Below are 19,483 nucleotides of genomic sequence, written 5' to 3'. Positions count from 1 at the left end.
GCCGCGTTCCGGCTCACCACCATCGGGTACGCCTCAACCGCGCGTCCACTTCTGACCGTTGCCGCCGTTGCAGGCCGCGAGCACCACCTGGGTGCTGTTGGCGGTTCCACCGCCGTTCGGCGCGAGGCACAGCCCGGACTGCACCCCGGTGACGGAGCCGTCGGTGTTGAGGTTCCACAGCTGGTTCGCACCCCCGGTGCAGTCCCAGATGATCACCCGCGTCCCGGCCGACGTCGCGGCGCCCTCGGCGTCCAGGCACTTCGTTCCGTACACCTGGAGTTGCCTGCCCGCGGTCGCGGCCCACTGCTGGTTCGCGCCGCCGTTGCAGTCCCAGAGCGCGACCTGGGTGCCGTTGGTCCGCGACTGCGCCGGGACGTCCAGACAGCGGCCGGCGGCGGCGTTGCGCAACGCCCCGGTCGTGCCGCCCGGGGGCGGCGTCGTCGGAGGCGGCGTCGTGCCGCTGGTGGTGTCGAAGCCGAGGAACCGGATGGCCTGCGCGGCGTCGAACGGGATGGAGTGGCCGTACCCCTGGAAGCTGATCGCCTCGACCGGCGCGGTGCCGCCGGTGCCGCCGTACCGCGTCCTGGTGGCGCTGGACTGCGGGTAGTCGGTGTAGCTGGGGGTCTGGGAGACGCCCTGCACGTTGGTCCACTGCTTGATCTGCTCGCCGAAGTTGACGTAGCTCAGCGTGGTGTCCGTGGTGCCGTGCCAGATCTGGAAGCGGGGACGTTTGCCGGTGTAGCCGGGGTACGCGTTGCGCACCAGATCACCCCACTGCTGGGCGGTCTTCACGATCCGCCCGCCGGAGCACTCGCTGTTCCACTCCGCGCCGTTGGTGGTGGCGAAGCAACCGAACGGGACGCCGGAGGAGCTGACGCCGGCGTTGAACAGGTCGGGGTAGAGGCCGACCATGACGTTGGTCATCATGGCGCCCGAGGAGAAGCCGGCGACACCGATGCGGTCCGGGTCGACCGGGTAGCGGCTCCGGACGTAGTCGATCATCGACTTGAGGCCGACCGGGTCGCTGCCGCCGTCGCGGCGCAGCGCCTGCGGGGAGGAGACGTCCCAGCACTTGCTGCTCCGGGTCACGGACGGGTAGATGACGATGTAGCCGTAGCGGTCGGCCAGCGAGCTGAGCCCGAAGCCGGTGTGCACGGCCGGGCCGCTGCCGGTGCAGTAGTGCAGGGCGAGCAGGAGGGCCGGACGCGCCGCGACCCGGTCCGGCACGTACAGGTGCATCTGCAGGTTCGTCGGGTTGGTACCGAAGTTGGTCACCTGGGTGAGCGTCGCGGCCGACGCCGGGGTGGCGACCGTGACCACGGCCGTCATCGTCGCCAGCGCCGTCGCCAGGGCGGCGGCCAGCAGTGCGAACCTTCTTCTCATGGCGGATCCTTCTCGGTCGGTGGTGGCGGCGGGTGGGAAGAACGTCGGACCGGTCGTCCGGGGAGACACCCTGGCGGGCACGCGACATCCGCCGCGCGTCGCTGGCGGCTGGGTGACAGGTCCTGATCGCGACGTCCGCCTGCCCTCGGGGGACGCCTTTCGATGGTGCGGGCCCGAGGCGGACGGCTCGCCCGGTGAGCCGTGGGTGCCCTCACCTCGACATCGACTGTGAGCGATAACATGCCGTTCGTCAAGCCGTGTCGGAGCAGGCCGACGAGGCGCGCACCGGACGGCTCCGGACAGCATCCGAACCCGCGCGGCGACGCCAGGCGGCGGCAGGCATCATGTCCGCGTGAACTCAACCCTGGCCGCTCTGCTCGGCTCCGCGATCACCGCCTGCGCCTCACTCCTCGTCGTGTGGACGCACAGCCGGGTCAAGCGACGCCAGCGCGAGCGGGCCGAGCTTCAGCGGGCGTATGTCCTGGTCCTGTCCGGCGCGCTACGCCTGGCCCACAAGGTCGAGGCGTTGCGACAGACCAGGTACTGGCGGTCGGGTCTGCCGGAGGCGGGCAACGACCTGCTCGGCGGGCACAAGCCGCTGGGGCCGATGGGGCTGCACGACTGGCTGGCCCGCGACATGGTCACCGTGGAGGCCGCCTGGTCGGAGATCTGGACGCGCGCGGACCAGGACGGCATCGCGCTCGCCAACGGGCTGATGAGCGCGTACAACGCCGTGCTGGCCGCCGCGCTCCAGGCCAGCGGGAGGGAGCCGTTCGAGGCGTCCGACGAGATGACGACCGCGAGCGGCCGCCTCGGCGAGGCACGTCGGCAACTCGCCCTGCACGCCCGCAGGGTCGCCAAGCTGGGGCCCCGGGACGTCGACCTGTTCACCGAGCGGGAGTACCGAGTGCCGGTGAGCTGATGTCGGGCTCGGCGTCGGTGTGGGGTGCCGACGCCGGCAGCGCCAGCTGGACGACGCCGAGCATCACCGCCGCCACCACGCCGTCGAGCCAGTAGTGGTTGCCGGTGGCGACGACGACGAGCAGGGTGACGAGCGGGTGGGCCAACCACAGCCACCGTAAGCGTCCACGGGTCACCGCGACGAGCGCGACGGCGACGGCCAGCGCCCACCCGACGTGCAGGGACGGCATGGCCGCGTACTGGTTGCTGAGCGCGTCGGTGTCGGGCGGCCCGTAGACGGCGGGCCCGTACCGGCTGCCGGTGTCCACCATGGCCGTCAGCGTGGTCAGCCGGGGTGGCGCCAGCGGGACCACGACGTGTACTGCCAGGGCCGCCGCGGTGAGCACGGCGAGCGTACGGCGCGTGCGCAGGTAGCGCGCCGGGTGCCGTACGTAGAGCCAGACCAGGGTGAGCGCCGTGGCCGGGAAGTGCACGTACGCGTAGTAGCCGTTGGCCAGGTGGGCCAGCAGGGTGTGCGAGAGCACGGGGTGCTGGACGACGGCCTCGTCGGGCAGGCGCAGCAGCCGCTCCAGATGCCAGACCGACTCGCCGTTGGCCAGCGCGGTCGACACCCGACCGGCCACCACCATCCGCGCGCCCTTGTAGAGCAGGAACAGCGTGGCGACCAGGAGCAACTCCCGCATGGCCCGGCGCGCGGCAGCGGCCCGCCGGCCGGGCGTGACCGGTCGCGACGCCGTGAACTCGGCGATTTCCACAGGCGTCTCGATCTGCTCTCTCTCGACCAGGGGCCGCCACTGTCCGTGACGGTGGCGGCCCCTGGTTCTGTGCTCTGGAGACGTCAGCGCCGCTCGGGCGCCCCCTTCGCCGTGGTGTCGGCGGCGATCTGGTCGAAGGCGGGCGCCCCGTCGACCGCGTCGGCGGCCACCGCCGTCGCCGTGGCGGCGTCCGGCAGGTCGAGGCTGGTCCGCAGGGTGACCGGCCTCAGCAGGAGCGCGGCGATGACGCCGACCACCCCGATGGCCGCGGAGATGAGGAAGATGTGGCCGGTGGCGTCGCCGTACGCGGCCCGCACGATGTGCTGGACCCCCTCCGGCAGCGCGGTGATGTTGAGGTTGCTGTCGCCACCGCTGCCGGAGGTCGGGATCCCGGCGGCGGTCAGGTCGCGCGTGATCTGGTCGGTGACCCGGCGGGCGAGCACGGCACCGAGCACCGAGACGCCGATGGTGCCGCCGAGCGACCGGAAGAACGCGACGCTGGAGCTGGCCGCGCCGATGTCCTTGAGGGCCACCGTGTTCTGGACGGCCAGGACGAGGTTCTGCATGGTCATGCCGACGCCGGTGCCGACGATGAACATGCCGATGCCGACGAGCACCAGGGACGTCTCGTGGTCGATGGTGCCGAGCAGGCCGAACCCGACCACCAGGGTGATCGACCCGATGACGATGTACGGCTTGATCCGCCCGGTCCGGGTGATCAGCCGGCCGGCGACGATCGAGGAGCCGAGGACTCCGGCCATCATCGGGATGGTGAGCAGTCCGGCCTCCGTCGGGCTGTAGCCCCGGCCGATCTGGAAGTACTGGCCGAGGAAGACCGCGCCGCCGAACATGGCCATGCCGACCGCGAGGCTGCCCAGGATGGCCAGGGCGGTGGTGTGCTCGCGCACGATGGCGAGCGGGACGACCGGCTCGGCCGCCAGCGACTCGACCCAGACCGCGAGGGCGAGCAGGAGGAGCGAGCCGGCCACCATGGCCGCGGTCTGCCACGAGACCCAGGCGAACGAGCTGTCGACGAAGGAGATCCAGATCAGCAGCACGCTCACGCCGGCGGCGATCAGGCTCGCGCCCAGGTAGTCGATCTTGACATTGTCCCGCCGGAACGTCGGCAGGTGCAGGGTCACCTGGAGCAGGATCAGCGCGACGACGGCAACCGGCACGCCCACGAAGAAGCACCAGCGCCAGCCGAGCCAGGACGTGTCGACGATGAGGCCACCGAGCAGCGGACCACCGACGGTCGCCACCGCCATCACGCCGCCGAGGTAGCCGTTGTAGCGACCCCGCTCGCGCGGCGGGATCATGGCGGCGATCGCCACCTGGACGAGAGCCTGCAGGCCGCCGACCCCGATGCCCTGGAACGCGCGGGCCGCGATGAGCTGGCCGGCGCTCTGCGAGAAGCCGGCGATGACGGAGCCCAGCAGGAACACCACGATGGCGACCTGGATGAGGATCTTCTTGTTGAACAGGTCGGCGAGCTTGCCCCAGATCGGCGTGGTGGCCGTCGCCGTGAGCAGGGTCGCGGTGACCACCCAGGTGTACTGGGTCTGTGAGCCGTTCAACGCGCCAATGATCTTGGGTAGCGCGGTCGAGACGACGGTGCTGCTCAGCATCGCGACGAAGAGCACCAGCAGCAGGCCGCTGAGCGCCTCGAGGGTCTGCCGATGGCTCATCGGCTCGGCGCCGGGCGTGGTGGTGGGTGCGCTCATCGCGCGACCTCCCGCTTGTCGTGGGGTTCCAGGACGACAACCAGGCGTACGCGGCGGGTTCCGGAAACGGACATCCGCGCGCCTGAGTTGGTTGCCTCACGCAAGCATCTACCGATCTTGCCCAGTCGGCAAGTTTGCCCATTGAGAAGCCGGTCACTCGACGTACGCTGACGGCGATGGACGAGATCACCGGCCTGCGGGAGCGCAAGAAAGCGGCCACCCGCCTGGCCCTGCACGAGTCGGCCCTGCGCCTCGCGGCCGAGCAGGGCCCCGACAGCGTGACCGTCGAGGCGATCGCCGATGCCGCCAACGTCTCCCGGCGGACGTTCTCGAACTACTTCTCGAACAAGGAGGAGGCGCTCTTCTACGGCGACACGGTGCGCCTGCGCCGCCTGTTGCAGTTGGTGCGGGAACGGCCGGGCGGCGAGCCGCCGTGGACCGTGCTGGGCCGGGCGGCCGAACACCTCACCGCGGAGTCGTCCCGCGACCGCGACCACGACTGGCTGACCCGACGCCGGCAGTTGCGCGGGCACCCGGGCCTGGCCGCGCACCAGGTCGCGGCGTACACCGCGATCGAGCGCGAGTTGGCGGCCGAGCTCGCGCATCGTCTCGACGGCGCCGACGTGGCGCTGCGCGCCCGACTGCTGACCGCGACCTTCCTGGCCGCCCTGCGCGTCGCCATGCAGCACTGGATCGACCACCCGGGCCACGACCTGCTGGAGATCGTACGGGTCGCGCTGAGCGAGGTCGGTCCCCCGCCGACCGTGCGGCCGGCGGGGGACACGACGTCCTGATCGTCGTCAGCGGTAGCCGGCGCTTACCACGTTGGACTGGACCGCGTTCTCGGTCGCGTCGGACGGGTAGCCCGCCACCATGGCGCCCTCGTAGAACGTGCCGGCGCTCAGGTTCGCGCCGCCGTCGGGCTTGCAGCAGTCGCCGCCGCTGCCCAGGATGATCGCGCCCTGCTTCTTCATCGGGCTGTAGCCGGGCGGGAGCGAGCCGTCCCACAGCGTGTAGAGGCTGCCGGACTGCGCGTCACTGCCCTTGATGGCGAAGCGGGACGTGCCGTTGTTCTTCAGCGTCGCGGTGACGAACTTGCTGGTGAACGCCCGCTGGTTCGGGTTCCACGAGCTGCTGCCACCCGGGAACAGACCCCACTCCAGGTCGGCCTGCACCCACGGGCCGGTACCGGAGCAGCCACCGAACCAGCACTGCTTGCCGAAGTTGATGGCGTCCATCGCCCCGGCGGCGTCGGCCTTGCGCGTCGTCTCACTGTTGCCGTAGTCGAAGCAGCAGCCGCTGTTGACGTGGGTGCCGCTGGTCACCATGTACATGCCCTCCGGGGCGGCGCCGGTCGGCACGCCGGTCAGGTGCCCGTCGCGCCAGTAGCTGTTGCCCGGGTTGATGTAGAGCGAGTAGGCCTTGGCGCCGCCCACCGTCAGCGACTCCGAGGTCGCGGTGGCCGGCCTGCTCTGCGGGGAGCCCGGAACCACGCTCGACCCCTGGTACCAGAGGTCGTTGCCGCGCCCGGACTGGTCGAAGACCACCGTGATCACGCACGTCGTGCCGGCGCAGAACGAGTCCTGCGTCGACGCGTTCGCGGTGCCGCCCGTACCGGTCAGCCCGATGTTGCGGGTCGTGTTGTCCGACGAGCGCCGGACCTGGTACAGGTTGCCGGCGTACGTCCCGTACAGGGCCCGCGTCGTGCTGTGCGCCGCCACGCACGGGGTGCCACCGGAGGCGTAGATGTCGCACGGGCGCGCGCCGCCCGGCGGCGGGGTGGTCGGCGGCGGGCCGGTGGTCGGCGGGGCGCTGGTCGGCGGCGTGCTCGGCGAGGCCCACTGCTGGTTGGCGCCGCCGTTGCAGGCCCAGAGAATGATCTTCGTGCCGTTCGCGGTGCCGGCCCCGTTGGCGTCGAGACACAGCCCGGACTGCACTCCGGTGATGGTGCCGTTGCTGTTCACGTTCCACTGCTGGTTGGTCTGGCCGTTGCAGTCCCAGATGATCGCCTGGGTGCCGTTGGTGGTGCCGCGGCCGGAGGCGTCCAGGCACTTGTTGCCGTACACCGAGAGCTGTTTGCTCGACGTCCAGGTCCAGGTCTGGCCGGCCGCGCCGTTGCAGTCCCACAGCTGGGTCTGGGTGCCGTTGGTGGTGCTGGAGTTGGGGACCTCAAGGCACCGACCCGAGGCCGCGCCGACGATGGTGGTGCTCTGTCCCGGCGCGATGGCCGCCGCCATCGCCGCGGCCTCGGCGGCGGACGACGAGGCACCGGCCGTGGCGCCGACGGTGACGAGGACGAGGGCGCCGGCCAACGCGCCGGCCAGCATGGCCAGGCGGCCGGGACGACGTCTCGGGATGGGATCGCGGGCCAGGCCGGGCCCGGCGGGGGACGGGGTACGCACGGGGTGGCTCCTGAAGAGTCGTGGCAGCGCACGGGGTGTGCCGACGCGCCGCAGGGGTGGTGGCGGGGCGGGCGAATCGATTCGTAGCGATGGTAGGAGCGGATTTTGATCAGTGTCAATGAAAGCCCGGTCGGCGGGAATCCGGCGGTGGCCACCCGTGCCGGCGGCCACCGCCGGACGTCACGCGCGCCGCCTACCGCCCCCAGATCCGCCAGGTCTGGTTCAGCGGGCTGCCCTGGCCGACCGCGTTGCAGGGCCACTGGATGACCGTCGCGCGGGCCGCCGTGGACACCCCGTTGACGTCGACACACTTTCCGCTGTGCCGGGCCACGAGCTGGTAGTCGTGCGAGTCGTTGCCGGAGTAGGTCACCTTCCGCAGGGTGAACTGCTGGTTCGTCCCGTTCTGGCAGGTCCACTGGGTGACCGCGGCGCCATTGGCGGTGGAAGCGCCGCTGACGTCGAGGCACTTGCCGCTCTGCTGGTTGACCACCGTGTACGTGTTGGCCACGCCGGCGACCGGCCGGAAGTTCCAGAGCTGCTGGTCACCGCCCTCGCAGTAGAACTGCTGCTGGGCGTTGCCGTCGGCGGTGCCCAGGTTGGTGTTGTCCAGGCACTGCTGGGAGTGCTGGGCCACCGCCACCGACTGGAAACCCGCCTCGGAGGGTGGCAGCAGGGTCACCGTGTACGTGTCGTTCTGGTTGCCGTACGGCAGGTTCACGGTGGCGTTGTTGTTCGACACGGTGACGACGCTGTTGGAGACCGTGACCGGCCCCTGGACGGTGCCACCGTTGTTGTACGGGATGCGCTGCGTGAGCACCCGCACCTGGTTGTTCTGCACCAGGCCGCTCGTCGCGTCGAGGCGTTGCAGGTTGACGGCCAGGTTGCCGGTCGTCCGACCACCACCGACCAGGACCTTCGCCACCCCGCTCGCCTTCGTGGCGTACGCGTCGTAGGACTGGCTGCCGGTCACCGCCACGATCTCGCCGGCCTGGGAGGCGTAGTAGCGGTAGACCCACCACTCCCCCTTGGGCTGGTGCTGCCCGGCCGAGTTGCGGACCAACAGGTTGCCGAGGTCGTTGTGCAGGTTGCCGGCGCTGGCCCAGTTGGCCCGCAGGCCGTCCGCCCGGGCCCGCTCCAGCCGCGAGATGTACCAGGCGCCGTCGGCCGGGTTCTGCTCGTTGGTCGCCCCGTACTCGTTGATCTGGTACGGGCGGGGATGCGGGATGCCGCGCGGGTCGAGGGTGGCGTTGGCGGCCGCCACGTTGGCGACCGGGTCACCCGGCAGGGAGTGCCAGCTGATGATGTCCGGCACGGTGTTCGTCGAGCGCACGAAGTCCAGGTACTGGTTCCAGAACGCGTGGTTGGTGGACGGCACGCACGCGCAGCTCGGCCCGACGATGAGCTGGTTGGGAAACTCGGCGCGGAGGCGCTGGTAGGTGCGCCGCCAGAGTTCGAGGTACTGGGAGATCGGCCGGTTCCAGAAGATGGTGATGTTGGGTTCGTTCCAGATGTCCCACTGGACCGACAGCCCGGACGCCCGGACGTCGCCGATGAGCCGGGTCAGGAAGTTGTCGTAGTCGGCCCAGTTGCCGTTGTCGCCGGGGAAGCGGGAGATGCCCGCGCCGTCGGCGCCCCACAGGTCGTGCGGCAGGATGATGAACTGCCCGCCGAGGGCGACCGTCCGGCGGGCCTGGGCCAGGGTGGAGTTCCAGCGGCGGTCGTAGTTGCCGCCGACCCAGCCGCTGCCGGGAAGCTGCGCGCCGCCGGCGCGCATGTACTGGAACTTGACGTCGCGGTAGAAGTGGTCGGGCGGGCCGCTGGCGTTCTCGGTCATGCCGTAGATCCAGCCGGAAGCGCGGTAGGTCGGTGTTCCGGTGGTCGTGGAGAAGTTCACGCTGATCGACTCGTCGGCGGCCTGGGCGGGGGACGCGGCGACGGTGACGGCCGTGGTGGCGGCGAGCAGGCCGACGACGAGTCGGGCGACGAGCGCGTGGGCTCGGCCGGGCCTGCTGCGGGACGGGGTTTTCACGGGCGGCTCCTTGGTGGGGCGCGGGGGACGCTCTCCGGAGGGCTGCGCTTGCGAATCGATTCGCAGGGATCGTAGGTCGGGGACTCATTCATGTCAATGAAGTGACGATCCGGTGAAGCGGGCGTTTCCCAGCACTCGTCACCAGGCACGCGATCAACCCTTGACCATCGGACACGGGCGGTCCTATCTTCGTGCGAACCGGTTCGTCGAATCGGTTCGCCTCATGGTCGGACCCGGTCCGGCCCGCGACGGTCAACCCACGACCCCACCACCCGATCGAGTTGAAGTGAGGCAGCAGATGACCCGACTCCACCGACGGCGGCGACTGGCCGCCGTCGCCGCGATAGCACTCGCCGCCGTGACGGTGAGCGCCTGCTCGTCGTCGTCCGGGGACTCCGGTGACGACGGTGGCGCGTACCTCGTCTGGGACCCGTACCCCCAGTTCGCCGACGACTCGGACTGGGTCGCCCTGCTCAAGAAGTGCGGAACCTCGGCGGGCGTGACGGTCGAGCGGACCGGCTACGACACCACCGACCTCACCAACAAGGCGCTGCTCGCCGCCCAGCAGGGCAACTCGCCGGACGTGCTGATCGTCGACAACCCGGTCATCTCCACCCTGGCCGAAGCCGGCGCGCTCACCACGACCGAGGAGAACAAGCTGGACACCTCGAGCATGGCGCCGAACCTGCTCGGCGCCGGCCAGAGTGGCGGCAAGACGTACGGGGTGCCGATCGGCGCCAACACGCTCGCGCTCTACTACAACAAGGACCTGCTCACCGCCGCCGGTGTCGACCCGGCCTCGGTCACCGACTGGACGTCGCTGACCACGGCGCTCACGAAGGTCAAGGCCAAGGGCAAGAAGGGCATCACCTTCTCCGCGATCGGCACCGAGGAGGGCAGCTTCCAGTTCCTGCCCTGGTTCTGGGGCTCCGGCGCGCAGCTGACCAGCCTCGACTCGCCACAGGCGATCTCCGCGCTGACCCTGTGGACCGACTGGCTGAAGCAGGGTCTCGCGCCGAACTCCGTCATCAACAACACCCAGACCACCAGCTGGCAGGAGTTCGCCACCGGCGACTTCGCGTTCGCCGAGAACGGCACCTGGCAGCTCGCGAACGCCGAGAAGCTGGGCTTCTCGTACGGCACCATCGCGATCCCGGCGCGCGCGGGCGGGCCGGCCCCGGCGCCGACCGGCGGCGAGTTCGTCTCGATCCCGGTGCAGCGCAAGACCGGCCGGTACGCGACGTCGCAGCAGCTCGTCACCTGCCTGACCAGCGCCGACAACCTCCTGACCACCGACACCACGCTCTCCTACGTCGCGCCGGTGGCCGCCGTCCAGGACCGGCAGACGACCGAGAACCCCAAGCTCAAGGTCTGGGTGGAGGCGGTCCGGGCGGCGAAGGGCCGTACCGGCGACAACCTCGGCACGAAGTACCCGAAGATCTCCGAGCCTCTGTGGACCGCCATGCAGGCCGCGCTCAGCGGTGGGAAGTCGCCCCAGGAGGCACTGACCGCCGCGCAGGCCACGGCCGCGAGCAAGTAAGCGCGCCGAACGACGACATGACCCCCACGACACAGACCACCCGCACCACGCGGGGCCACGGTGGGGCGGCGGACGCCGCCCCACCCGGGCCTGCCGCGCGCCGTACCCGCCGAACCGGCCGATGGGCGGCGTGGGCCTTCCTGGCACCGACGGTCGGCTACCTGCTGGCCTTCTACGCCTACCCGCTCTACCGCAATGTCGAGCTGAGCCTGCGCGAGTACACCGTCCGGTCCTTCGTGCAGGGTGGCGCGCCCTTCGCCGGCCTGGACAACTACCGCGCCGTGCTGACCGATCCGACGTTCTGGCCGACGTTGACGCACACCCTGGTGTTCACCGGCGCGTCGCTCGTCTTCCAGTTCACCATCGGCATGGCCCTGGCGCTCTTCTTCCGCCAGCACTTCCCGCTGTCGGGCACCCTGCGAGCGCTGATCCTCGTACCGTGGCTGCTGCCGCTGATCGTGTCCGCCTCGACCTGGTCGTGGCTGCTCAACAGCGACTCGGGCCTGGTCAACGCCGCGCTCGGCGTCGTGGGGGTCGACCCGGTCAACTGGCTCACCTCGCCGACGTGGTCGCTCACCTCGGTGATCATCGCCAACATCTGGATCGGCATCCCCTTCAATTTGGTCGTGCTCTACAGCGGCCTACAGGCGATCCCGGTCGAGGTGTACGAGGCGTCCGCGCTCGACGGCGCGACCGGCTGGCATCGGTTCTGGTCGATCACCTTCCCGCTGCTGCGCCCGGTCTCCGCGATCACGCTGCTGCTCGGGCTGATCTACACGCTGAAGGTCTTCGACATCATCTGGATCATGACCAGGGGTGGCCCCAGCGGCTCCTCCGCCACGCTCGCCACCTGGTCGTACCGTCTCGGCTTCGGCAACCTGCTGCCCGAGTTCGGGCCGGGCGCGGCCGTCGGCAACCTGCTCATCGTGCTGGCGCTGGTCGCCGGGCTCGGCTACATCCGGTTCCAACGGAGGCAGCACCTACGATGACCACGTCACCGCGCAGAGTCTGGTGGAAGACCCTCGTCGGTCTGGCGCTGACCGGGCTGATGCTCTTCCCCGTCTACTGGATGATCAACGTTTCGTTCACCCGTGACCAGGACATGCGGGCCAGTCCGCCGCACCTGTTCCCGACGAACGGCACGCTGGACGGCTACCGGGCCGTCCTCGACCAGCAGCTTCCCTACCTCGGCACCAGCTTCGTGGTCGGCCTCGGGACGGTGGCGCTGACGGTGGCGCTGGCCGCCCCCGCCGGGTACGCGCTCGCGAAGCTGCGCCCACCCGGCGGCCCGGTGCTGAGCTTCGTGCTGCTGATCGCCCAGATGATCCCCGGGATCATCATGGCGATGGGCTTCTACGCCATCTACCTCACGCTCGGCGTCCTCAACACGCTGCCCGGCCTGATCCTGGCCGACACCACCCTGGCGGTGCCGTTCGCTGTACTGATCTTCACCGCCTTCATGTCCGGCATCCCGGACGAGCTACTCCAGGCCGCCGTGGTCGACGGCGCGGGTCGGCTGCGCACCTTCTGGTCGATCGTGCTGCCGGTCAGTCGCAACTCGATCGTCACGGTGTCGCTGTTCGCCTTCCTGTGGTCCTGGTCGGACTTCATCTTCGCCTCGACCCTCGCCGGTGGCGGCGACCACCAACCGATCACCCTCGGCATCTACCACTACATCGGCAACAACAACCAGCAGTGGAACGCCATCATGGCCACCGCTGTCGTCGCCTCCGTCCCCGCAGCCGTCCTGCTGATCCTGGCTCAGCGGTACGTCTCGATGGGCGTGACCGCCGGCGCCGTCAGGGACTGACCACCCGCACCACAGAAAGGCAGCCGCCACCCATGACTGTCGCCCCGTCCGGTCCGGAGTTCGCCATCCAGGACATCCCGTTCAGCTACCGGGGATCCTGGCTCAACATCTCCCCCGTGGTCGCCGAGAAGACGTACGCCGACGACCTGCACCTGGTGTCACACCAGACCGGGCTGCACCCGGTGCTCCGCCTCCGCCCCGACGCCCCGGACGCCACCGTCGTCGCCACGCCCGCGCTGCTGACGTGGCGTGCCGGTCCCGGTCGGGTCGAGGCCGTCTTCGACGGACCGGACACGCTGCGGATCCGGGGTCGGCAGCTCGGCCTGCGGATCGCCGCGGCCGCGGACACGCTCACCCCGTTCAGCGGCAGCTACCTCTACCGCGACCCGGTCGACGGCTCGTACGTGTTCACCTCGTACGAGACCGGGCGTCGCTACCGGGTGACGGTCCTCACCGGCGCGCTGCGCCGCGCCGACGGCGTCGAGGCGCTCGGCACCGCCGACCGGTCCCTGGACCTCGCCGCCGACGAGCCGTGGGAGATCGCCGTCGAGGAGTACGCCACCGCGCGCCGGCCCTACGCCACGGCCGTCCCCTTCGACCAGGTGTGCCACCAGCGCAGCGCCGAGTTCGCCGCGTTCGTCGACGCGGTCGCGCCCTGGCGCGGCGAGGACACCCCGGCCGCCGAACTGGCCGCGTACGTGCTGTGGTCCGCCACCGTCGACCCGGCGGGCTTCGTCACCCGGCCCGCCGTCCTGATGTCCAAGCACTGGATGGACAAGGTGTGGAGCTGGGACCACTGCTTCAACGCGATCGCCCTCGCGGCCGGCGAGCCGGAGCTGGCCTGGCACCAGTTCCACCTGCCCTTCGACCACCAGGACGCCGCGGGCGCGCTCCCCGACTCGGTCACCCACTCCGAGGTGCTGCACAACTACGTCAAACCCCCCATCCACGGCTGGGCGCTGCGGCAGCTGCGCCGACGTCTCCCCCACCCACCGGACCGGACGGCGCTCGCGCAGACGTACGACCGGCTGGCCCGCTGGACCGGCTTCTGGTTGGACGCGCGCCGCGCACCCGGTGCGGCCCTGCCGCACTACCAGCACGGCAACGACAGCGGCTGGGACAACGCCACCACGTTCGACGAGCACCGGGTGCTACAGACCGCAGACCTGGCGGCGTTCCTCGTCTCGCAGTTGGACTGCCTGGCCGACCTCGCCGTCGAGCTGGGCGAGCCGGCCGACCGGTGGCACCGGGAAGCCGACCGGATCCGCACCGCGATGTTCCGGGAGCTGTGGGACGGTGAGCGCTTCGCTGCCCGTAGCCCGCACACCGGGCAGCGGCGGACCAGCCGCAGCCTGCTCGACCTGATGCCCGTCGCGCTCGGCGCGGACCTGCCCACCCCGATCGCCGAGGCGCTGGCCCGGGGCGTCCAGGCCCACCTCACCACGCACGGGCTGGCGACCGAGCCGACGGACTCGGCCCACTACCTCGCCGACGGCTACTGGCGGGGTCCGATCTGGGCGCCCTCCACGGTGCTGGTCGAGGACGGTCTGCGGCGGGCCGGGCACACCGCGATCGCCGACGACATCAGCCAGCGCTTCCTCGCGCTCTGCGAGAAGTCGGGCTTCGCGGAGAACTTCGACGCCGAGACCGGCGCGGGGCTGCGCGACCGCGCGTACACCTGGACCGCCAGTAGCTACCTCATCCTCGCCGCCGCCCACCAGGAACGCCGGGCCGCACGGCGGTGACCGGGCCGGCATGGCCGCGCGGCTGCGTGGCCGATGTGGTCGGCAGCGTGGTCGCGCGCGGCCGGCGCAGCGGTCCGGGTCAGCGGACCCGGACCGGTCCGGTGCTGGATCGCAGCGAGATGGGTGGGCTGTAGAGGCGGTGCCGCGGCACGCTGCCGGGGGCCGCGATGATCTCCAGCAGCAGCGACACCGCCTCGGCGCCCATCTCCCGCATGGGTACGTCCGCTGCGGTCAGCGGCGGCCGGAAGTCCTCCGCCCAGTGCTGGGCGGCGACGCCGGTCACGGAGAAGTCCGCCGGCACGGCCAGCCCGGCACCGGTCAACGCGCGCTGCATCCCGGGCAGCGCCGCCTCGTTGATGGTGGCCACCGCCGTGACCTCCGGATGAGTGACGAGCAACTGCTCCACGCAGGCCTCGCCGGAGGCGGAGTCGTCGCCGCAGCAGACGTCGGTGCCGATGAGGCCCCGCTCGGCCACCGCCGCCTGGAAGCCGGCCAGGGCGCGATGACTGGGGCCGTAACCCGCCGCCACCAGTTCGGCAGAGCGGTTCACCAGGGCCACGTGGCGGTGCCCCAGGTCGGCCAGGTGGTGCACGCAGCGCGCGATCAACCCGGCGTAGTCGATGTCGACCCAGCTCATGCCGTGTGCCTCGGCCGTACGGCCGATCGTGACGAACGGTAGACCGGTGCGGGTCAGCCGGGTCACCCGGTCGTCCTCCAACCGGATCTCCATCAGCACGACGCCGTCGACGCGACGCCCGCTGACGATCCGCTCGAACGAGCGGTCGTGGTCGCCTCCCGACGGGGACAGCAGCACGTCGAGGTCGTGTCGGGCGGCGGCCTCGACGACGCTGGCGACGAAGCCCAACTGCATGTCGGTCAACCGTTGGCTGGCCGGTGGGATCACCAGCCCGAGGGTGCGGGTACGCCCCTCCTTGAGCGCGCGGGCGCTGGCGTTCGGCCGGTAGTCCAGCTCGTCGATGACCGCCTGGATCCGCTGCCGGGTCGCCTCCGACACCGTCCGCTTGCCGCTGAGCACGTACGACACCGTGCTGCGGGACACCCCCGCCCGTCGGGCGATCTCCCCGATGTTCATCCGCCGCCCTCGACTCGATCCCTGTCCGGCCGGGACGCGCCCTGACCCGGGTTCCGAGCATAAGCGCTCCGCGAGCCGACCCGGGACGTCCCGCCCGGCGCACCCGGCCACCGAGCCGGTCAGGAATCAAGAAGCTTGGCCGTACCGTCCGGGCCTAGCCTTTTCCCAGGTGGCCGGCACGACGCCGGACCACGACGAGCGAGAGGGAGCCTGACATGTCCGCGAAGTCCTCCACGACCGGTTCCGACGGCTTCAGCGCCGAGGAGCGCGCCGCCATGAAGGAGCGTGCGGCCGAGCTGCGCGCCGAGGGCAAGAAGGGCGCCAAGAAGGCCGACGGGTTGCAGGCGGTCCTCGACCGGATCGCGCAGATGGCACCGGACGACCGCGCGCTCGCCGAGCGGGTGCACGTGGCGGTCACCACGGCCGCGCCCGAGCTGTCGCCGAAGACGTGGTACGGGATGCCGGCGTACGCGAACGCCGCCGACAAGATCGTCGTCTTCTTCCAGGACTCCGGGAAGTTCAACTACCGGTACTCGACGCTGGGCTTCCAGGACCCGGCCAACCTCGACGACGGCGACCTCTGGCCGGTGGCGTACGCCCTGCGCGCGTGGAGCCCCGAGGTGGAGAAGCGGGTCGTCGAGCTGGTGCGCGCGGCGGTCTCCTGACGCACGCTCTGGTGCGCCCTGCGCCCGCCAGCGATGATCGGCACGTGTCGTTCTGGGAGTTCGTCACGGACGTCGGCGTACCGCTGCTCCTCGTCGGCGGCGCCGCGGTCATCGCGGTCGGCGCGTTCACCGACCCGCCGCAGGATTTCTCCTGGCCGCGCGGCTGGGAGTGGGCATGGGTCGTCGGGGTGTGGGTCATGGCGAGCGGCGAGGCGGCGTTCGGCACCGACCGACCGTGGTGGGAGCGCGCCTGGAAGGGCGCGGCGGCCCTGCTCCTCGCGGTGGCCTGCGTCGTCGCCGTCTGGCGACGGTGGCGATGGCGCAGGCGGGTCCGAGGCGCGGACGGTGGCGCGGCGGGGTAGGCGACGAGTGGGCGGCACGCCCCGGCCCGCCGCCGACGACGCGCAGCCGGCGGCGGCGGGCGGGAACGAGCCGGGTCAGGTGGTGGTGCAGGTGATGTCGGTCGGCGGGTTGTTGGTTCCCGTCGCGGAGGCGAGGAAGCCGAAGGTGGTGGAGCCACCGGCCGGCAACGACCCGTTGTAGTCGACGTTCGTCACCCGCACACTGGCACCGCTCTGGGTGTGCGTGCCGCCCCAGATCTGGGTGATCGCCTGCCCGTTGGGGAACGTCCAGGCGACCGTCCAGCCCCGGATCGCCGTCGCGCCGGCGGTCACCGTGACCGAGCCCTGGAAACCACCCGACCACGAGTTCGTCACCGTGTACGTGGCCCGCGCGCCGGACGGCGAGGGTGTGCTCGACACGGTCGGCGTCGGCGTCGGGATCGGGCTCGGTGTGTCGGTCGGACTCGGGGTCGGCGAGAGGGTGGGCGAGGGCGTGGCGCTCAGCGTCGGTGACGGTGTCACACCGGGCCGCGCCGCCCGGTACGTGTGACCGGCGCGGACCGCGAGTTGGACGACGTCCGTCTCGGGTCGGGTGGTGCTGGGCGTGCTGCCGTCGGCGACGTCGACGAGGGTGAAGGACCCGGTGAAGAGGCGGGCACGCAGGCGTACGGTGCCGTCCCGGTCGGCGCGGACGCTGATCTCGTCGGCCTGACCGCTGGTCCAGGCCACGCCGACGGTGTACCCGCCCCGCCCGCGCAGGCCCGCGACCTGGCCGGTGGGCCAGGCGCTCGGCAGCGCGGGGAGCACGTGCAGCTCGCCGTTGTGGCTGTGCAGCACCATCTCGGCGATACCGGACGTCGCGCCGAAGTTGCCGTCGATCTGGAACGGTGGGTGCAGGTCGAACATGTTCGGCGCGAGCCGGTCGGTGCGTACCAGGTCCTTGAGGAGCTTGTGGGCGCGGGCACCGTCCTCCAGACGGGCCCAGTAATTGATCTTCCAGGCGAGGGACCAGCCGGTCCCGTCATCGCCACGCAGTTCCAGCGTCCGGCGGGCGGCCTCGTAGAGCTGCGGGGTGCCGCGCTTGGTGATCTGGTTGCTGGGGTGCAGACCGTACAGGTGGGAGACGTGCCGGTGGTTCCGCTCGGTCTCCACCCAGTCGGCGAGCCACTCCTGCACGTTGCCCCGGGAGCCGACCTTCATCGGCGCGAGCCGGTCCCGCGCCGTCCGCACCTGGGAGCGGAACGTGGTGTCCACGCCCAGCACCTCGCTGGCCCGGGCCACGGCGTCGAACAGGTCCCGCAGGATCTGGTTGTCCATGGTGGGGCCGGCGCAGACACTGGCGTTCGAGTGGTGCGGCAGCTCCGGCGAGTTCGACGGGTTGGTGACCAGGTAGCCAAGGGTGGGGTGGGCGACCAGGGTGTCCAGGAAGAACTGGGCGGCACCCTTGAGCGCCGGATAGTTGGCCGCCAGGAAACCGGCGTCGCCGGTGAACAGGTAGTGCTCCCAGATCAGCGTGGCCAGCCAGGCGCCGCCGGTCTGCCACATGCCCCACAGCGCCCCGTCGACGACCGAGGCGCCCCGCCACGCGTCGGTGTTGTGGTGGGTGACCCAGCCGCCCGCGCCGTACTGCGCCTGGGCGACGCGCGCCCCGGTGGCCGTCAGGTCTTTGATCATGTCGAAGACGGGCAGGAAACACTCGGCCAGGTTCGTGGTGTCGGCGGGCCAGTAGTTCATCGGCAGGTTGGCGTTGATCGTGTACTTCGAGTCCCACGGCGGCGTCATCGAGTCGTTCCAGATGCCCTGGAGGTTCGCCGGTTGGGTGCCCGGACGCGAGGAGGAGATCAGCAGGTACCGGCCAAACTGGAACAGCAGGGCCGAGAACTGCGGATCGTTGGTGCTCGCGTGCTGGGCGATCCGTACGTCGGTCGGCTGGTCGGCCGCCGCCGTACGCCCGAGGTCGATGGTCACCCGGTTGAACAGGGCCTGGTAGTCGGCGAGGTGACGGCTGCGCAGCTGGTCGTAGCTCGCCCCGCGGGCGGCGCTGAGGCGGGTGCGCGCGATGCCCTGGTAGTCACCGTTGACCGTGCGGTAGTTGACGTAGCTGGACCCGATCGAGATCAGGACGGTCACGCTCGTGGCTCCGGAGACGCGCAGGGTGCCACCCGAGCTGCTGACCGTCCCGCCCGTCGCGGCGGCGTGGGCCAGCGCGAGGAAACGCACCGACCCGTTGACGCCCTCCATGGCCCCGGAGATGCCGTCGACCGCGATCGTGGTGGCGTCGGGGCTCGACATCGTCGTCCGTTGCGGACTGTCGAAGGTGGCGTTGAACGTGATCGAGTTGGCGCGGTCGGCGGTCAAGCGGAGCACGATCACCCCGTCGGGCGCGCTCGCGAACACCTCACGCTGGTATCGCACCCCGTTGAGCACGTACGTCGTGGTGACGGTGGCGGTGGTCAGGTCGAGTGTCCGGTTGTACTGCGACGCGCCGCTGGCGGAGCCGAAGGCGAGACGCAGGTTGCCCACCGGCTGGTAGGCGAGCTGACCGCCCGGGTTCCCCATCATCGTCTGGTTGATGAGGTCCTGCGCCGACGTCCACTGGTCGGCGAAGACCCGCCGCCGGATCTCGGCCAGGTTGGCCGCGCCCCGGGTGTTGGCCGAGTCGTACGGGCCGCCGGCCCAGACGGTGTCCTCGTTGAGTTGCAGCCGTTCGGTGTCGACGTTGCCGTACACCATGGCACCGAGACGCCCGTTGCCGATCGGCAGCGCGCGGAGCCAGTCGGTGCCCGCCGGCTCGTCGTACCACAGAGCCATGTCATTGGCGGCGAGCACCTGCGGCGGCGCGACCGAGCCGGCGCGGGCGACGGCGGACCACGCGACCGGTAGCAGCGCGGCGCCGGCGCCCACGGCACCGGCGCGCAGCACGTTTCTTCGAGTCACTTCGGACATGGTCTCTCCAATCTGCGCAGGCCAGATGCCTCACGCAGGTGGGGACGGCGCCGCTGGAGGCGCCGCCGGAATTGGCGCTATGGCGGGGGACGTGTCCACGGCCGGTGTACCGATCGAGTCCTGGCGGGG

The 19,483-nt window shown here is 70.9% G+C and carries 15 protein-coding genes; 8 read left to right on the top strand and 7 right to left on the bottom strand.

Going from position 1 to position 19,483, the window contains the following annotated elements; genetic code table 11:
* Positions 1 to 33: 33 nt before the first annotated feature.
* The gene (locus tag ACN269_RS29340; protein WP_421475473.1) at positions 34 to 1,383 is read right to left on the bottom strand and encodes a PHB depolymerase family esterase; all 1,350 of its coding nucleotides are present in this window, start codon (positions 1,381 to 1,383) and stop codon (positions 34 to 36) included.
* A gap of 352 nt (positions 1,384 to 1,735) precedes the next feature.
* On the opposite strand from ACN269_RS29340, the gene ACN269_RS29335 reads away from it, so the two are divergent.
* Complete coding sequence (locus ACN269_RS29335) at positions 1,736 to 2,305, top strand: hypothetical protein (protein ID WP_421475472.1); 570 nt, start codon at positions 1,736 to 1,738, stop codon at positions 2,303 to 2,305.
* On the opposite strand, the gene ACN269_RS29330 is transcribed toward ACN269_RS29335, so the two are convergent.
* Positions 2,271 to 3,059, bottom strand: a complete 789-nt coding sequence (locus ACN269_RS29330) for a phosphatase PAP2 family protein (protein ID WP_421475471.1) — start codon at positions 3,057 to 3,059, stop codon at positions 2,271 to 2,273. The two genes, ACN269_RS29335 and ACN269_RS29330, sit on opposite strands and share 35 nt — an antisense overlap.
* Before the next feature lie 83 nt (positions 3,060 to 3,142).
* Positions 3,143 to 4,783, bottom strand: a complete 1,641-nt coding sequence (locus ACN269_RS29325; protein ID WP_421475470.1) for an MDR family MFS transporter — start codon at positions 4,781 to 4,783, stop codon at positions 3,143 to 3,145.
* 176 nt (positions 4,784 to 4,959) lie between these two features.
* Here ACN269_RS29325 and ACN269_RS29320 point away from each other — a divergent pair, with 176 nt between their 5' ends.
* Positions 4,960 to 5,577 (top strand): TetR/AcrR family transcriptional regulator, encoded by a 618-nt coding sequence (locus ACN269_RS29320; RefSeq protein ID WP_421475469.1) that lies wholly within the window; start codon positions 4,960 to 4,962, stop codon positions 5,575 to 5,577.
* Between the two features lie 6 nt (positions 5,578 to 5,583).
* On the opposite strand, the gene ACN269_RS29315 is transcribed toward ACN269_RS29320, so the two are convergent.
* Together ACN269_RS29315 and ACN269_RS29310 are read right to left on the bottom strand one after the other, a co-directional pair.
* Entirely contained in the window at positions 5,584 to 7,185 is a 1,602-nt protein-coding gene (locus ACN269_RS29315; RefSeq protein WP_421475468.1) for an arabinofuranosidase catalytic domain-containing protein, read from the bottom strand.
* Positions 7,186 to 7,378: 193 nt separating this feature from the next.
* Positions 7,379 to 9,214, bottom strand: coding sequence for an RICIN domain-containing protein (locus ACN269_RS29310; protein ID WP_421475467.1), 1,836 nt, complete (start codon positions 9,212 to 9,214; stop codon positions 7,379 to 7,381).
* A 298-nt stretch (positions 9,215 to 9,512) separates the two neighbouring features.
* Between ACN269_RS29310 and ACN269_RS29305 the strand changes: the two genes are divergently transcribed.
* The 4 genes from ACN269_RS29305 to ACN269_RS29290 are packed head-to-tail and all read left to right on the top strand — an operon-like array spanning position 9,513 to position 14,309.
* On the top strand, positions 9,513 to 10,754 hold the full coding sequence (locus tag ACN269_RS29305) for a sugar ABC transporter substrate-binding protein (protein WP_421475466.1): 1,242 nt from the start codon (positions 9,513 to 9,515) through the stop codon (positions 10,752 to 10,754).
* A 17-nt stretch (positions 10,755 to 10,771) separates the two neighbouring features.
* Positions 10,772 to 11,743 carry a carbohydrate ABC transporter permease gene (locus ACN269_RS29300; RefSeq protein ID WP_421475465.1) on the top strand — a complete coding sequence of 324 codons (972 nt, stop codon included), beginning with the start codon at positions 10,772 to 10,774 and terminating at the stop codon, positions 11,741 to 11,743.
* Positions 11,740 to 12,564 (top strand): carbohydrate ABC transporter permease, encoded by an 825-nt coding sequence (locus ACN269_RS29295; protein ID WP_421475464.1) that lies wholly within the window; start codon positions 11,740 to 11,742, stop codon positions 12,562 to 12,564. The genes ACN269_RS29300 and ACN269_RS29295 overlap by 4 nt, the downstream gene beginning before the upstream one ends.
* A gap of 32 nt (positions 12,565 to 12,596) precedes the next feature.
* Complete coding sequence (locus ACN269_RS29290) at positions 12,597 to 14,309, top strand: amylo-alpha-1,6-glucosidase (RefSeq protein ID WP_421475463.1); 1,713 nt, start codon at positions 12,597 to 12,599, stop codon at positions 14,307 to 14,309.
* 79 nt (positions 14,310 to 14,388) lie between these two features.
* Here the strand turns inward: ACN269_RS29290 and ACN269_RS29285 are convergent, their stop codons facing one another.
* A complete protein-coding gene (locus ACN269_RS29285; RefSeq protein WP_421475462.1) occupies positions 14,389 to 15,402 on the bottom strand; it encodes a LacI family DNA-binding transcriptional regulator in 1,014 nt (337 codons plus the stop codon).
* Between the two features lie 215 nt (positions 15,403 to 15,617).
* On the opposite strand from ACN269_RS29285, the gene ACN269_RS29280 reads away from it, so the two are divergent.
* Both ACN269_RS29280 and ACN269_RS29275 read left to right on the top strand, forming a co-directional pair.
* The gene (locus ACN269_RS29280; protein WP_421475461.1) at positions 15,618 to 16,067 is read left to right on the top strand and encodes an iron chaperone; all 450 of its coding nucleotides are present in this window, start codon (positions 15,618 to 15,620) and stop codon (positions 16,065 to 16,067) included.
* Between the two features lie 44 nt (positions 16,068 to 16,111).
* Positions 16,112 to 16,429: a hypothetical protein gene (locus ACN269_RS29275; protein WP_421475460.1), complete on the top strand. Its 318-nt coding sequence runs from the start codon at positions 16,112 to 16,114 to the stop codon at positions 16,427 to 16,429.
* 75 nt (positions 16,430 to 16,504) lie between these two features.
* On the opposite strand, the gene ACN269_RS29270 is transcribed toward ACN269_RS29275, so the two are convergent.
* On the bottom strand, positions 16,505 to 19,354 hold the full coding sequence (locus ACN269_RS29270; protein ID WP_421475459.1) for a glycosyl hydrolase family 95 catalytic domain-containing protein: 2,850 nt from the start codon (positions 19,352 to 19,354) through the stop codon (positions 16,505 to 16,507).
* Positions 19,355 to 19,483: the final 129 nt, after the last annotated feature.

This window comes from Micromonospora sp. WMMD736 (assembly GCF_049179015.1).
Taxonomy (GTDB): Bacteria; Actinomycetota; Actinomycetes; order Mycobacteriales; family Micromonosporaceae; genus Micromonospora.
This window is presented reverse-complemented; position numbering and strand designations above follow the sequence as displayed.